This window comes from Exiguobacterium sp. s146, from assembly GCF_018618415.1.
GTDB lineage: Bacteria > Bacillota > Bacilli > Exiguobacteriales > Exiguobacteriaceae > Exiguobacterium.
In genome coordinates, this window is sequence record NZ_JACSMA010000001.1 from 948,393 (window position 1) to 960,857 (window position 12,465).

Below are 12,465 nucleotides of genomic sequence, written 5' to 3' on the forward strand. Positions count from 1 at the left end.
TTAGACGAACCGGAGGGATTTTTTGTCTGGTTGTGACTTTTGATTGACAGTAAGGGGTTCATTCAGTATATTATTACTGTATAACAACGTGGCGGTGTAGCTCAGCTGGCTAGAGCGTACGGTTCATACCCGTGAGGTCGTGGGTTCGACTCCCTCCGCCGCTACCAATAAAGGACCCTTAGCTCAGCTGGTTAGAGCAGACGGCTCATAACCGTCCGGTCGTAGGTTCAAGTCCTACAGGGTCCATTTTGTGAACAGCTTTCTGATGAAAGCTGTTTTTTGTTTTCAATTTTTGTTTTCAAATCCAAACTCCTGGGTAAATATCCGTTAGCATTTTGTTTTTTGAAAAATATGAAATGAGGCGAAGCGAGATGGAACGAAATCATACGATGATGCAATTTTTTGAATGGCACGTCCCGGCTGACCAGAAACATTGGAAGCGATTGAAAGAACGAGCTTCTGAATTGAAGGAAGTCGGAATTACCGCATTGTGGTTGCCACCTGTCACGAAAGGACAGAGCGACGAGGATACGGGGTATGGCGTGTACGATTTGTATGATTTAGGCGAGTTTGACCAAAAAGGAACGGTCGCGACCAAATACGGGACGAAACAAGAGTTGCTCGAGGCGACAAAGCACGCTCAAGAACTTGGCATGCAAGTCTACATGGACGTCGTCTTAAACCATAAAGCCGGGGCCGATGAGACGGAGAAGTTCGATGTACTCGAAGTCGACCCGGAAGATCGGACGAAAGTATTGTCGGAAGAACCGTTCGAGATTGAAGGATGGACCAAGTTCGATTTTGAAGGTCGAAACGAAAAATACTCGTCCTTTAAATGGAACTTCCATCACTTCAACGGGACAGACTATGACGCGGCGAACGATCACAGCGGTATCTTCTTTATCCTTGGTGAAAATAAGAAATGGAACGACAACGTCGACGACGAGTTTGGCGTGTATGACTATTTGATGTTCGCCAATATCGATTATCACCATCCAGAAGTGCGGGAAGAAGTACTGAGCTGGGGTAAATGGTTCATCGAAGAGACGCAGTGCGATGGGTTCCGACTCGATGCCATCAAACACATCAACTATGATTTCGTCAAAGAGTTCAGCCAGCAAATGAAAGCTGAAAAAGGCGACAACTTCTATTTGGTCGGCGAGTTCTGGAAGTCCGAGCTCGATGCCTGCCGTGAGTTCCTCGACAACATTGATTACCACGTCGACTTGTTCGATGTGCCGCTCCATTACAACTTGCAACGCGCCTCGACAGAAGGGGAATCGTTTGATATGCGGACGATCTTTGACGATACGCTCGTCCAGTCCCACCCGCTCCATTCGGTGACGTTCGTCGACAACCACGACTCACAACCGGCGGAAGCGCTCGAGTCATGGGTCGAAGACTGGTTCAAACAAATCGCCTACGGTTTAATCTTGCTTCGCCAAGACGGTTACCCATGTGTGTTCTATGGTGACTACTATGGCATCAACGGACCGCACCCGGCCGACGGGAAGAAAGTGGCCATCGATCCGCTCCTTTATGCACGTCGTGAAAAGGCATACGGACAACAGGACGACTACTTCGATGACGAACATGTCATCGGTTGGGTTCGTCACGGTGTCGAGGAGATCGAACGATCAGGTTGTGCCGTCCTCATCTCGAACAGTGAAGCGGCCGAAAAACAAATGTTCGTCGGCAAGCATCGTGCCGGTGAGAAATGGGTCGATTTGACGCAGACCGTCGATGAGGTCGTCGAGATTGATGAAGACGGGAATGGGGTATTTAAAGTATCGGCAGGTTCGATTTCGGTTTGGGCGTTGCCAGAACAAGACGTCGAATGAAGCATTACAATTGAGTCAGCCGTCACAAATCTGTTACATTTAAAACGAACGTTGTTCAAACCAATTTTAAGGGGGATTTTAGTTATGGCTAAATTTGAATTACCACAACTTGATTACGCATACGATGCACTTGAACCACACATTGACGCACGCACGATGGAAATCCACCACACGAAACACCACAACACATACGTCACGAACGTAAACAATGCACTCGAAGGAAAAGACGTGAACTACTCTTCACTCGAAGAGTTGCTTCAAAATCTCGATTCACTTCCTGCTGACATTCAAACAGCGGTCCGCAACAACGGTGGCGGTCACTGGAACCACTCATTCTTCTGGAAATTGTTGAAGAAGAACGAGAACGGCGCTCCGACCGGCGAACTCGCTTCTGCCATCGACGAAGCGTTCGGCAGCTTCGACGCGTTCAAAGATGAGTTCACGAAAGCGGCGACAACTCGTTTCGGCTCTGGTTGGGCTTGGCTCGTCGTGAAAAACGGCAAGCTCGAAGTCACTTCGACACCAAACCAAGACTCACCGATCATGGAAGGCGTTCAGCCAATCCTCGGTCTCGACGTTTGGGAGCACGCGTACTACTTGAACTATCAAAACCGTCGCCCGGATTACATCCAAGCGTTCTTCCACGTCATCGACTGGGATTACGTCGCGAAGCTTTACGCAGACGCAAAATAATGACGTCATCCCGAGATTCGATCGAATCTCGGGATTTTTTATACATTTCATTAATTTGTAAACAAATTATGATATAGTGAAAATCGAGTCGAAAAATAGAAATAACTCCGACAAATATATGACCTATACTTATAGAAGAAAACGAATCAGAGAGGAGACAACTGAATTGGCCAAAAACCGTGTGAAAGTGCCGAGAAAACGGCGCAACCACCTTCCGTTGCGATTGAACCTATTGTTCTTTATCGTCTTCATCCTATTTGCGACGCTCATTTTCCGTTTAGGAGTCGTTCAAATCGTCAACGGTGAGTTGATTGCCCGGGAAGTTCAAAAGACAGAATCAAGCAAAATCAAGTACGAGGTGCCGCGCGGGAAGATTTATGACCGCAACGGCCAAGTGCTCGCCGACACGATTTCGAACTACTCGGTCATGTATCGCCGGTCGCAAGTGACGAAGACGGAAGAGCGGCTCGAAGTCGCCATCAAGCTCTCGGAGATTGTCGACGTGCCAGAGAAGGATCGCAAAGTGACGGAGCGGGACCGCAAGGATTATTGGATTGCCATCGATCCGGAGCGCTCGCAAGAACGGGTCCAAAACCTGTTGGCCGATTTATCGGAAGAGGAACGCGCTGCCTTGTCGAACCAAGACGTCGACCAGTTGTTGCTCGATTCGATCACGGACGCGGAAATCACGTTTGATGATGCGACCGAGGAAATCATCGCCATCAAACACAATATGGAGTCGGGCTACGCGCTCGACCCGCAAGTCATTAAAATCGGGGCGTCTCCAAAAGAGATGGCACTGATTGAAGAAAACTTGGAGTTGCTTCCTGGTGTCAGCGTCGAACCGTATTACCAACGGGATTATCCGTTCGGCGAGACGTTCCAAAGCTTCCTCGGAAGTTATCGTCAAATCCCGGCCGAGCAACGCGCCTCATATCAAGCGAAAGGCTACGGCTTGAACGATCGGGTCGGAACGTCTTATCTCGAGCAACAGTATGAGGACGTGCTGCGCGGGACACCAGCCTATGACGTCTTCACGACGTATAAAGGGGAGCCGGTCGGAGAACCGACCCGCGTCAGCGGAAACCCAGGGAAAGATATCATCTTGTCGACGGACATCGAATTCCAAAAAGAAATCGATGAGATTTTGAAGAAAGCGATTCGAGCCGGCCGTTCGGGCAGCCCGCACTTTGACCGTGCCTTCGCCGTCGTCATGAACCCACAAACGGGTGAATTGCTCGCCCTCTCGGGACAAGAGCTCGACTATGAAACGAACGAATTCAAAGACGTCTCGACCGGGACGGTCCTGCGGGCGAGTCAAATCGGCTCGACAATCAAGGGTGCGACGGTCGCGTTCGGACTTGAAGAAGAAGTCATCCAACCGGGTGAATATATTTATGACACGCCGATTCGCATCGGTTCGTCGCTCAAGTCGTCGTACCGGAATATGGGGAACATCAACGACCTGGATGCCCTCGCCTTGTCATCGAACATTTATATGTTCCAAATCGCCCTACGGCTCGCCGATTACTATTCGACCGGTCAAATCGTCGGGGAGAACGTGACCGAGGCGTTCAATACGATGGAACATTACTATAAACAGTTCGGACTCGGCATCGAGACAGGGATTGATCTCCCGTACGAATCAATCGGATTCCGGAGCGTCCCGGACCGTGTCACGCTCCTGATGGACATGTCGATCGGGCAGTTCATCTCGTACACGCCGATTCAGTTGGCACAGTATACGTCGACGCTCGCGAACGGCGGCTACCGCATTCAACCGCATCTCTTGAAAGAAATCATCGAACCCGGCTCACTCGACGAGTCGAACAAGCAAGTCGTCAGCACGTTCCAACCGAACGCGCTCAATAAAGTCGACATTCGCGATGAATTTCTTCAACGGGCGCGTCAAGGATTCCGGCAAGGGGTCGAGAGCGGAACGTCGCGCATCCTCCAACAGACGGGAATCACGGCGGCCGGGAAGACTGGTACCGCTCAAGCGATCGCGGAAGGGCCAGATGGTCAGGCGAAGCGAAATGCGAACGGGGAACCGATTAAGACCCTCAACTCGAACCACGTCGGCTGGGCACCATATGACGACCCGGAAATCGCCTGGGCCATCATCATGCCAGGCCTCGAGGCAGAAGGGATTAACACCCGTGTCGCGCACGATATCATGAAGGCGTATTTTGATTTAGAAGACGTCCAAGCACAGATTCAGTAAAGAAGTCACTTCGGTGGCTTCTTTTTTTCGTCTTTACAATTCTTTTACGTTCCGTTTATTTCTCGTTAATAGTAGTTTATTAGGATGTTAATTGTAGGACAGAACAACGAAGCCACAACACAAATCAAAGCAAACTCAAGGAGGACGTCAGAAATGTCTTGGATGAAAAAATCAGCGTTAGTCGCTTCAATCACTTCGGTGGCCATTATCGGTGCAGCGTGTGGGAACAATGAAGAAGGTGGCGCAGCCGACGGTGAAGGACTTTCAGGTAAAGTCGTCATGGACGGTTCGTCAACAGTCTTCCCAATCATGGAAGCCGTAGCCGAAGAATATTCAGCTGAACAGCCAGACGTTGAAGTAACGGTAGGTGTCTCAGGTACAGGTGGCGGATTCAAGCGTTTCGTCACAGGCGAGACAGACTTCTCGAACGCATCACGTGAAATCAAGGAAGAAGAAGCGGCAGAAGCTGAGAAGAATGGTGTCGAGTACACGCAACTCGCTGTCGCCCTCGATGGTCTCTCGCTCGTCGTCAACCCAGAGAACGATTGGGCCCAAGATATCACAATCGACGAACTCAACAAGATGTGGACTGACCCTAACGTGAAGACATGGAAAGACGTCCGCTCGGACTGGCCGGACGAAGAAATCTCATTCTTCTCACCAGGTAAAGACTCAGGAACGTTCGACTTCTTCAATGAAGCCGTCCTTGAAGACACGGACATTCGTGAAGACGCGCAATTGTCAGAAGATGATAACGTCCTCGTGACAGGTGTCGCCGGTACGAAAGGTGCGATCGGATTCTTCGGTTATGCGTATTACATTGAAAACAAAGACACGTTACGTGCACTCAACGTAGAAGGCATCGAACCGACGACTGATACGATCAACGATTTGTCTTACCCGCTCTCACGTGAGATTTACACATACGTGAACAACGCGTCATTGAAAGACAAGCCACAAGTCGCTGACTACACACGCTTCTTGAACGAGAACGCAGCCGTTCTTGCGGAAGAAGTTGGATATGTCGGCATGGAACAAGCACGATACGATGAGAACGCTGAAGTGATCGACGAGATTGCTGGCGAATAATAGCGCAGAAGGCAGAAGGTGAGAGTCGCTCTCGCCTTCTCGCCGTGCTTTCTAGTATGAAGAGGTAGGGAGCGATACACGAGATGAATCAACCAAACAAAGGGTTTTCAATTCGAGAGATGATTGAAACCAATAAGAAAAAGAAATATAGCACGACGAACGTGTTTGATAAAATCATGCCGTTCTTATTATTCTTGAGCGCATTCGTTTCGGTCGTCACGACGGTCGGCATCGCGTTCACACTCGGGTTTGAACTGTTCAAGTTTTTCGAGCGCGTTCCGGTCGCCGAATTTTTAGGCTCGACTGAATGGTATCCGCTTAGTGCCGATCAACGGTTCGGCGTCTGGGCCCTCGTCATGGGGACGCTCCAGATTACCGTCATTGCCATGATTGTTGCTGTACCGCTTGGTTTGGCGTCAGCGATTTATTTGAGCGAATATGCGTCTGAACGGGCCCGTACGATTTTGAAGCCGATTCTTGAAGTGCTCGCTGGTGTACCGACGATTGTCTTCGGATTCTTCGCCTTGTCGTTCGTCACACCAATCTTGCAAGCACTCATTCCTGGATTAAAGATTTATAACGCGCTTAGCCCAGGAATCGTCGTCGGCATCATGATCATTCCGATGATTGCTTCGATTTCGGAAGACGCGATGAGCGCCGTCCCGAAAAAGATTCGTGAAGGTGCGCTCGGCCTTGGCGCGACGCGTCTCGAAGTCGCCATCAAAGTCGTCATGCCAGCCGCGCTCTCAGGGATTATCGCCTCGATCGTCCTCGGGATGAGCCGCGCCATCGGTGAGACGATGATCGTGACAATCGCCGGTGGGTCGCAACCGAACTTCGAGTTCAACCCGCTGAACGCGATTCAAACGATGACAGCGTATATCGTCCAAATCGCCAAAGGTGACGCAGGCTACGGGACAATCGAATACTACAGTATCTATGCGGTCGGTGCGCTATTGTTCGTCTTCACCCTAGTGATGAACTTGTTCGCGAACTGGGTGACGCGCCGCTTCAGAGAGGAGTACTAATATGGCATTGCCGAACAGTGAGTTCAAGAATACGAAGAACTTGATGGACCGTGCTTCCGTTTCACAACGGATCCAGCGCCGTCTTCAATTAAATGAAATTTTTAAGTACGTCTTTTTAGCAGGTCTCGTCTTTGCCCTGCTCGTCCTATCGACGTTGATTTATGACGTCGTCTCGAAAGGTGGCGGCTGGGTGAACTTGGACTTCCTCCGCAACTTCCCATCCCGTCGCCCGGAACAGGCCGGTCTCTATCCAGCCTTGATCGGGACGTTATGGTTGATGTTCCTCATCGTGCCGATGGTGTTCATCGTCGGTGTCGGTGCCGCCATCTATTTAGAAGAGTACGCACCAAAAAACCGAGTCACGTCATTTATCGAGGTGAATATCTCGAACTTGGCCGGCGTCCCGTCAATCGTCTTCGGATTGCTCGGGTTGACGATTTTCGTTCGCGTCATGGAACTCGGGAACTCGATTATGGCGGGTGCGTTGACACTTGGATTGATGAGTCTTCCTATCGTCATCGTCGCGTCGCAAGAAGCGCTTCGTTCCGTCAAGATGGAATTGCGCCACGCGTCGCTCGCACTCGGAGCCTCGAAGTGGCAGACGACGTTCAACGTCGTCTTGCCGTCGGCGATTCCAGGGATTATCACCGGAATCATCTTGGCCGTATCACGTGCCATCGGGGAGACGGCCCCATTGATTATGGTCGGAGCGGCGACGTTCATTTCGACGACGCCGAGCAGTGTCTTCTCAGACTTCACGGCGCTCCCGATTCAAATCTACAACTGGACGAGCCGTCCGCAAGCTGAATTCCAAAACCTAGCAGCTGCCGGAATCATTGTCTTGATGACGATGTTGATCATCATGAACTCGGCTGCCATCTATATCCGTAACAAGTACACGAATCGACATTAAGTCGTAGCAGGTAACGAGGAGGACTCTCGAGATGATGAAACAAATAGAACTCAAAGGAGATCATGAAGTGAATACAACGACAACTCAACCGAACGAAACGGTGATGCAAAAAGACAGTGCCTATGTCGTGAACAACTTGAACTTATGGTATGGCGACGATCAGGCGTTGATCGACGTCAACCTCGATATCAAGAAGAACGAAGTGACGGCCATCATCGGTCCGTCGGGTTGTGGGAAGTCGACGTTCATCAAGACGTTGAACCGGATGGTCGAGCTCGTGCCGTCTGTCCGTACGAATGGTGAAATCTTGTATCATGGCCGCAACATCTTCGACCGCGATTATAAAGTCGAAGATCTTCGGACATCGGTCGGCATGGTGTTCCAACAACCGAACCCGTTCCCGAAATCGGTATATGACAACGTGGCGTACGGACCGCGGACGCACGGCATTAAAAACAAAAAAGTGCTTGATGAGATTGTCGAACGCTCGCTTCGCGGCGCTGCCATCTGGGATGAAGTGAAAGATCGCTTGAACGAGAACGCGTATGGCCTCTCGGGTGGACAGCAGCAACGTCTCTGTATCGCCCGGACACTTGCCATCGAACCGGACGTCATCCTCATGGATGAGCCGACATCAGCACTTGACCCGATTTCGACGCTTAAAGTCGAAGAGCTCGTTCAAGAGTTGAAAGAGCAGTATTCGATTATCATCGTTACACACAACATGCAGCAAGCGGCCCGTGTCTCGGATAAGACAGCGTTCTTCTTGAACGGAGAAGTCGTCGAATTCGATGCGACTGACAAAATCTTCTCGAATCCAACGGACAAACGGACTGAAGACTATATTTCTGGCCGGTTCGGTTAAGAAGGGGAGACAATCATGGCACAAAATCGCACATTTTTTGATACGAAGTTAAACGAATTAGAAGACAAGGTCGTTCGCTTGGCGAATTTGACGATGCGTCAGACGGCCACGGCCATCGAAGTACTTGAGAAACGCGACCTCGTGCTCGCCCAGACGGTCATCGACAATGACAACGAACTCGATGAACTCGAGCTTGAAATCAATGACGAGGCGATCCTATTGATAGCGAAACAACAACCGGTCGCGACCGACTTGCGCCGCTTAATCGTGACGATGAAATCGGCGACCGACCTTGAGCGGATCGCAGATTATGCGACGAATATCGCCAAAGCCGTCGCGCGCATCGAGCACGTGCCATACGTGTTAGACATCAAGCCGCTCAAACAGATGGCCGAACAGTTGATTGACATGCTCGAGCTGGCGACGCGTGCTTACCGAAAAGGCGAGGTCAGCCGAGTCCGTGACTTGAACGAGATGGATAAAGTCATCGACGACTTGAACTTGCAAACGATTAAACAATATATGGGGTCTGTGCCGACGATGGCTGTCGGCACGAACGACGTCTATGAGTTTTCGAACATCGCCCGCTATTTAGAACGCATGGGTGATCACGTGACGAATTTCGGAGAACACCTCATTTTCCTCGAAAAAGGGAAACATTATGATTTAAACCAGTAAGAAGAGTGGTAAAGAACAACAGACCAGTTGTTCTTTACTTTTTTTTGTGCAGGAATTCACGGGTTGGAGGCGAATAGTAGAACACATGGATTTTTTTTAGGAAGGGAGCCACCTATAGATGGAAGAGAAAATCGTTTCCTTGAAGCAACAAGGACTAACGTTAAAACAGATTGCAGAACAATTAGACATGCCAATCGGGAAAGTGCAGTACGCTTGGCGTAAATGGCGTTCCCAACACGGCGAACCGGCCAAACCGGTCGCCGCCGCTTCAAAACGAAAGACCGAAGGGAAGAAAGCAATGACTCCGAAACCGAAGCAAGTACCCGCCTCATCTGGGAAGCAGGTCGCTTCGACGCTGCAACACGAGCTGCCAGTCCAATCACCACTGTTAGATAAAGGCCTAGGCGGGTTCTGGAAGCTTCCAGACCGCTATGATCAAGATTTGATGCATGCGGTCGTCCAATCGCCGAACGCCGTCTACGTCTTTTGGGAAGTGTCAGACAGCGTCAAAGAGACGTTGTCGATGCAGTTCATGCGTCCGTGGGAAGATTTGCCGAAGGCGTTCCGAATCCTTGACATCACCTTGCTCGATTATGCGAGCGGTCATGCGAACCGGTCGTATACGTTCGAATTGCCAGAGATGACGAACAGTTGGTTCGTTCGACCACTCGATCCGAACACGACATATGTGTTCGAGTTTGGGATTCGGACGATGGAAGGGGAATTCCTTCCGTTGCTCGCATCTTCACCGATTGACACGCCACGTGCGGAGCCAGCCGGCCATGGTCGTTTCGCTGAACCGGTACGACGTTGGCAATATGGAGAAGTCGAGTCTCCAGAACTGCTCGACACGCTACCTAAATATTCTGCATACCGATTCGTGCGCTGAGGAGGATTTATTTGATGAAACCAGGTTATTTTTCACTCGTCCTTCATGCCCACCTTCCGTACGTGCGACATGAAGAGAAACACCGCTTAGAAGAGAGATGGGTGTATGAAGCCATCTCCGAGACATATATCCCGATTCTGTGGCAAGTCGACCGTCTACAGCGACCGCTCCATTGGACGGTCAGTATCTCACCGCCCGTCGTCGAGATGCTCGCCGACCCGCTCGTCCAGGACCGTTACGTGGAACATTTGGATGAGATGCTCGAATTGATTGACATCGAGCTCGCCGAAGGACGAAGCGAACCGGAAGTCGAGACGCTCCATTTTTATCGTCAGCGCTACAACGATTTGAAAACAACGTTCTTGCATTGGGAGAAAAACTTGAACCATGCGTTCCGTACATATCGTGAGCAAGGGTTCATCGATATGGTCACATGTACGGCGACCCACGGCTTCAATCCGCATTTGTTCACAGAGCAGGCCGCCCGCGCGGAAATCCGTACCGGGTTGAACTGTTTCGAACGTCATTACGGGTTCCGCCCGACCGGGATTTGGTTGCCGGAGTGTGCCTATACGCCGGGTGTCGACCGCATCTTATACGAGGAAGGCATCCGTTATACGTTCGTCGATGAGCACGCCTTGCTCGATGCCGACCCGACGCCGGACAAAGGCATTGGCGCACCGGTCTACTCGCCGCACGGCGTCGCCTTGTTCCCGCGTGACCAAATCATCTCCGGGAAGATTTGGAGCTCGATGATCGGGTACCCTGGTCATCCTGACTATCGCGAGTTTTATCGCGACCTCGCCTATGATCGTGATTGGGCGTATATCGAAAAGTTCATGCACCCGGAAGGGATTCGTTTCGATACCGGCCTGAAGATGCACCGTATCACGGGCGACACGGATGAGAAAGACTTTTACGTCCGCGCTTGGGCCGAGCATCAAATCGACAACCACGCCCTCGATTTCGCTCAGACGCTCGAAGGCCATCTCGAGGCCCATGGTGGACAAACGTTCCCGCCGTTCCTTGTGACGGCGCCGTTCGATGCCGAGTTGTTCGGACATTGGTGGTTTGAAGGACCTGAATTCCTCGGCAAAGTCGCCGAACGGCTCGAAGAGTTCGGCATCGAGACGATCACGCCGGCGTTGTTCCTCGAGCGCCATTTCCAAGACCTCGAGACGGTCCATGTCTCGATGAACACGTGGGGGCGCAAAGGGTATGGGGATGTGTGGATTAACGAGCGCAACGAATGGATGCTCCGTCACTTGCACATGATGGAGACACAGCTCGTCAAAGACGTGGCCGACTATCGTCACGCCTCACCGCTCGTCGACCGGGCGCTCATCCAACTCGTGCGACATTACGTCCTCGCCGTATCGAGTGACTGGGCCTTCATCCTCGACGGCCAGACGACGGCCCAATACGCGGCCGAACGTTTCCGTGAGCATACACGCCTGTTCGCCGAGCTCGAAACGGCACTGTATCAGGACAAGTTGTCGGAAGAACTGCTCGCCGACCATTATCGCGCCTATCCGTTCCTAGATGATGTGGACATTGACATCGACACGTTCCTGTCTCCGCACGATTATTATGTGACCGAGGAACGCGGCAGTGAAGGCGAGGCGATTCTCGTCTTGACGCCAGAATATACGGGCAACGTCGTCGGTGACCTCGGACGCCGTGTCATCGACGAAGTCGAAGCGCGGGCGGCGGAAGGCGAGACGGTGTACGTCTTGACTCCGTTCAAGGAAGGGTTACCGGAGTATGAACGTCACAACCACGTACACGTCTATCGGGTCCGCCTGACGAGCCCATTCTTGGAACACGTGATGAACCAGGTCGCGGCCCAAAACGTGGCGTACGTCAAACTCGTGCATGAACTAGTTACCAAAGTCGCATTCAAAGTGATCCATCAATTTGATTGGATGACAATTCCTGCGGCACGTTCGCTTGCGAAAGCACTACAAGTTCCGTTATACTCAACTATGTTGTCCTTTGAAACGACCCGCAATCCGCACGGACACGGCGGTTTGTTCGACGCAATCCATCGAATCGAGAACAGCGTCCTCGCTGAAGCCGATACGGTGTATATCTGCGAACAACTATCGACCGAGGAAGTCGGAATGCGCTATGCGATTGGCGATAACGTAAAAACCTGCCTGCCGCTCGATGCTTCGCCATACGGGCAAAAACGTTTGAAAAAGAACACGAAATAACCTTGCTTTTTCAAATAAAAATTGGTAGG

10 protein-coding genes and 2 tRNA genes are annotated in these 12,465 nt (G+C 51.2%); all 12 read left to right on the forward strand.

The window, feature by feature from the left end; all coding sequences use genetic code 11:
* The first annotated feature begins 90 nt into the window (after nt 1–90).
* The 12 genes from KNP83_RS04855 to KNP83_RS04910 all read left to right on the forward strand — a co-directional run bounded on the left by KNP83_RS04855 (nt 91) and on the right by KNP83_RS04910 (nt 12,436).
* Nucleotides 91–167: transfer RNA gene (locus KNP83_RS04855), tRNA-Met, on the forward strand.
* Nucleotides 168–172: 5 nt separating this feature from the next.
* Nucleotides 173–246: transfer RNA gene (locus tag KNP83_RS04860), tRNA-Ile, on the forward strand.
* Nucleotides 247–371: 125 nt separating this feature from the next.
* The gene (locus KNP83_RS04865) at nt 372–1,841 is read left to right on the forward strand and encodes an alpha-amylase (protein ID WP_214761018.1); all 1,470 of its coding nucleotides are present in this window, start codon (nt 372–374) and stop codon (nt 1,839–1,841) included.
* Between the two features lie 84 nt (nt 1,842–1,925).
* On the forward strand, nt 1,926–2,534 hold the full coding sequence (locus KNP83_RS04870) for a superoxide dismutase (protein WP_128122266.1): 609 nt from the start codon (nt 1,926–1,928) through the stop codon (nt 2,532–2,534).
* A gap of 166 nt (nt 2,535–2,700) precedes the next feature.
* Entirely contained in the window at nt 2,701–4,758 is a 2,058-nt protein-coding gene (locus KNP83_RS04875; protein WP_214761022.1) for a peptidoglycan D,D-transpeptidase FtsI family protein, read from the forward strand.
* A gap of 153 nt (nt 4,759–4,911) precedes the next feature.
* Nucleotides 4,912–5,847, forward strand: coding sequence for a PstS family phosphate ABC transporter substrate-binding protein (locus KNP83_RS04880; RefSeq protein ID WP_214761024.1), 936 nt, complete (start codon nt 4,912–4,914; stop codon nt 5,845–5,847).
* A gap of 83 nt (nt 5,848–5,930) precedes the next feature.
* Complete coding sequence (gene pstC / locus KNP83_RS04885) at nt 5,931–6,875, forward strand: phosphate ABC transporter permease subunit PstC (RefSeq protein WP_214761026.1); 945 nt, start codon at nt 5,931–5,933, stop codon at nt 6,873–6,875.
* A gap of 1 nt (nt 6,876) precedes the next feature.
* Nucleotides 6,877–7,788 (forward strand): phosphate ABC transporter permease PstA, encoded by a 912-nt coding sequence (gene pstA / locus KNP83_RS04890; RefSeq protein ID WP_214761028.1) that lies wholly within the window; start codon nt 6,877–6,879, stop codon nt 7,786–7,788.
* A gap of 103 nt (nt 7,789–7,891) precedes the next feature.
* Nucleotides 7,892–8,653 carry a phosphate ABC transporter ATP-binding protein PstB gene (gene pstB / locus KNP83_RS04895; RefSeq protein WP_251026185.1) on the forward strand — a complete coding sequence of 254 codons (762 nt, stop codon included), beginning with the start codon at nt 7,892–7,894 and terminating at the stop codon, nt 8,651–8,653.
* 15 nt (nt 8,654–8,668) lie between these two features.
* Nucleotides 8,669–9,331, forward strand: coding sequence for a phosphate signaling complex protein PhoU (gene phoU / locus KNP83_RS04900; RefSeq protein ID WP_214761032.1), 663 nt, complete (start codon nt 8,669–8,671; stop codon nt 9,329–9,331).
* A gap of 118 nt (nt 9,332–9,449) precedes the next feature.
* Nucleotides 9,450–10,220 carry a DUF4912 domain-containing protein gene (locus KNP83_RS04905; RefSeq protein ID WP_214761034.1) on the forward strand — a complete coding sequence of 257 codons (771 nt, stop codon included), beginning with the start codon at nt 9,450–9,452 and terminating at the stop codon, nt 10,218–10,220.
* A gap of 14 nt (nt 10,221–10,234) precedes the next feature.
* Nucleotides 10,235–12,436, forward strand: a complete 2,202-nt coding sequence (locus KNP83_RS04910; RefSeq protein ID WP_214761037.1) for a 1,4-alpha-glucan branching protein domain-containing protein — start codon at nt 10,235–10,237, stop codon at nt 12,434–12,436.
* Nucleotides 12,437–12,465 lie beyond the last annotated feature (29 nt).

Coding starts and splice junctions, on each gene's coding strand:
- KNP83_RS04865 (WP_214761018.1), top strand. CDS start 372: ATGGAACGAAATCATACGATGATGCAATTTTTTGAATGGCACGTCCCG.
- KNP83_RS04870 (WP_128122266.1), top strand. CDS start 1,926: ATGGCTAAATTTGAATTACCACAACTTGATTACGCATACGATGCACTT.
- KNP83_RS04880 (WP_214761024.1), top strand. CDS start 4,912: ATGTCTTGGATGAAAAAATCAGCGTTAGTCGCTTCAATCACTTCGGTG.
- pstC (WP_214761026.1), top strand. CDS start 5,931: ATGAATCAACCAAACAAAGGGTTTTCAATTCGAGAGATGATTGAAACC.
- pstA (WP_214761028.1), top strand. CDS start 6,877: ATGGCATTGCCGAACAGTGAGTTCAAGAATACGAAGAACTTGATGGAC.
- pstB (WP_251026185.1), top strand. CDS start 7,892: ATGCAAAAAGACAGTGCCTATGTCGTGAACAACTTGAACTTATGGTAT.
- phoU (WP_214761032.1), top strand. CDS start 8,669: ATGGCACAAAATCGCACATTTTTTGATACGAAGTTAAACGAATTAGAA.
- KNP83_RS04905 (WP_214761034.1), top strand. CDS start 9,450: ATGGAAGAGAAAATCGTTTCCTTGAAGCAACAAGGACTAACGTTAAAA.
- KNP83_RS04910 (WP_214761037.1), top strand. CDS start 10,235: ATGAAACCAGGTTATTTTTCACTCGTCCTTCATGCCCACCTTCCGTAC.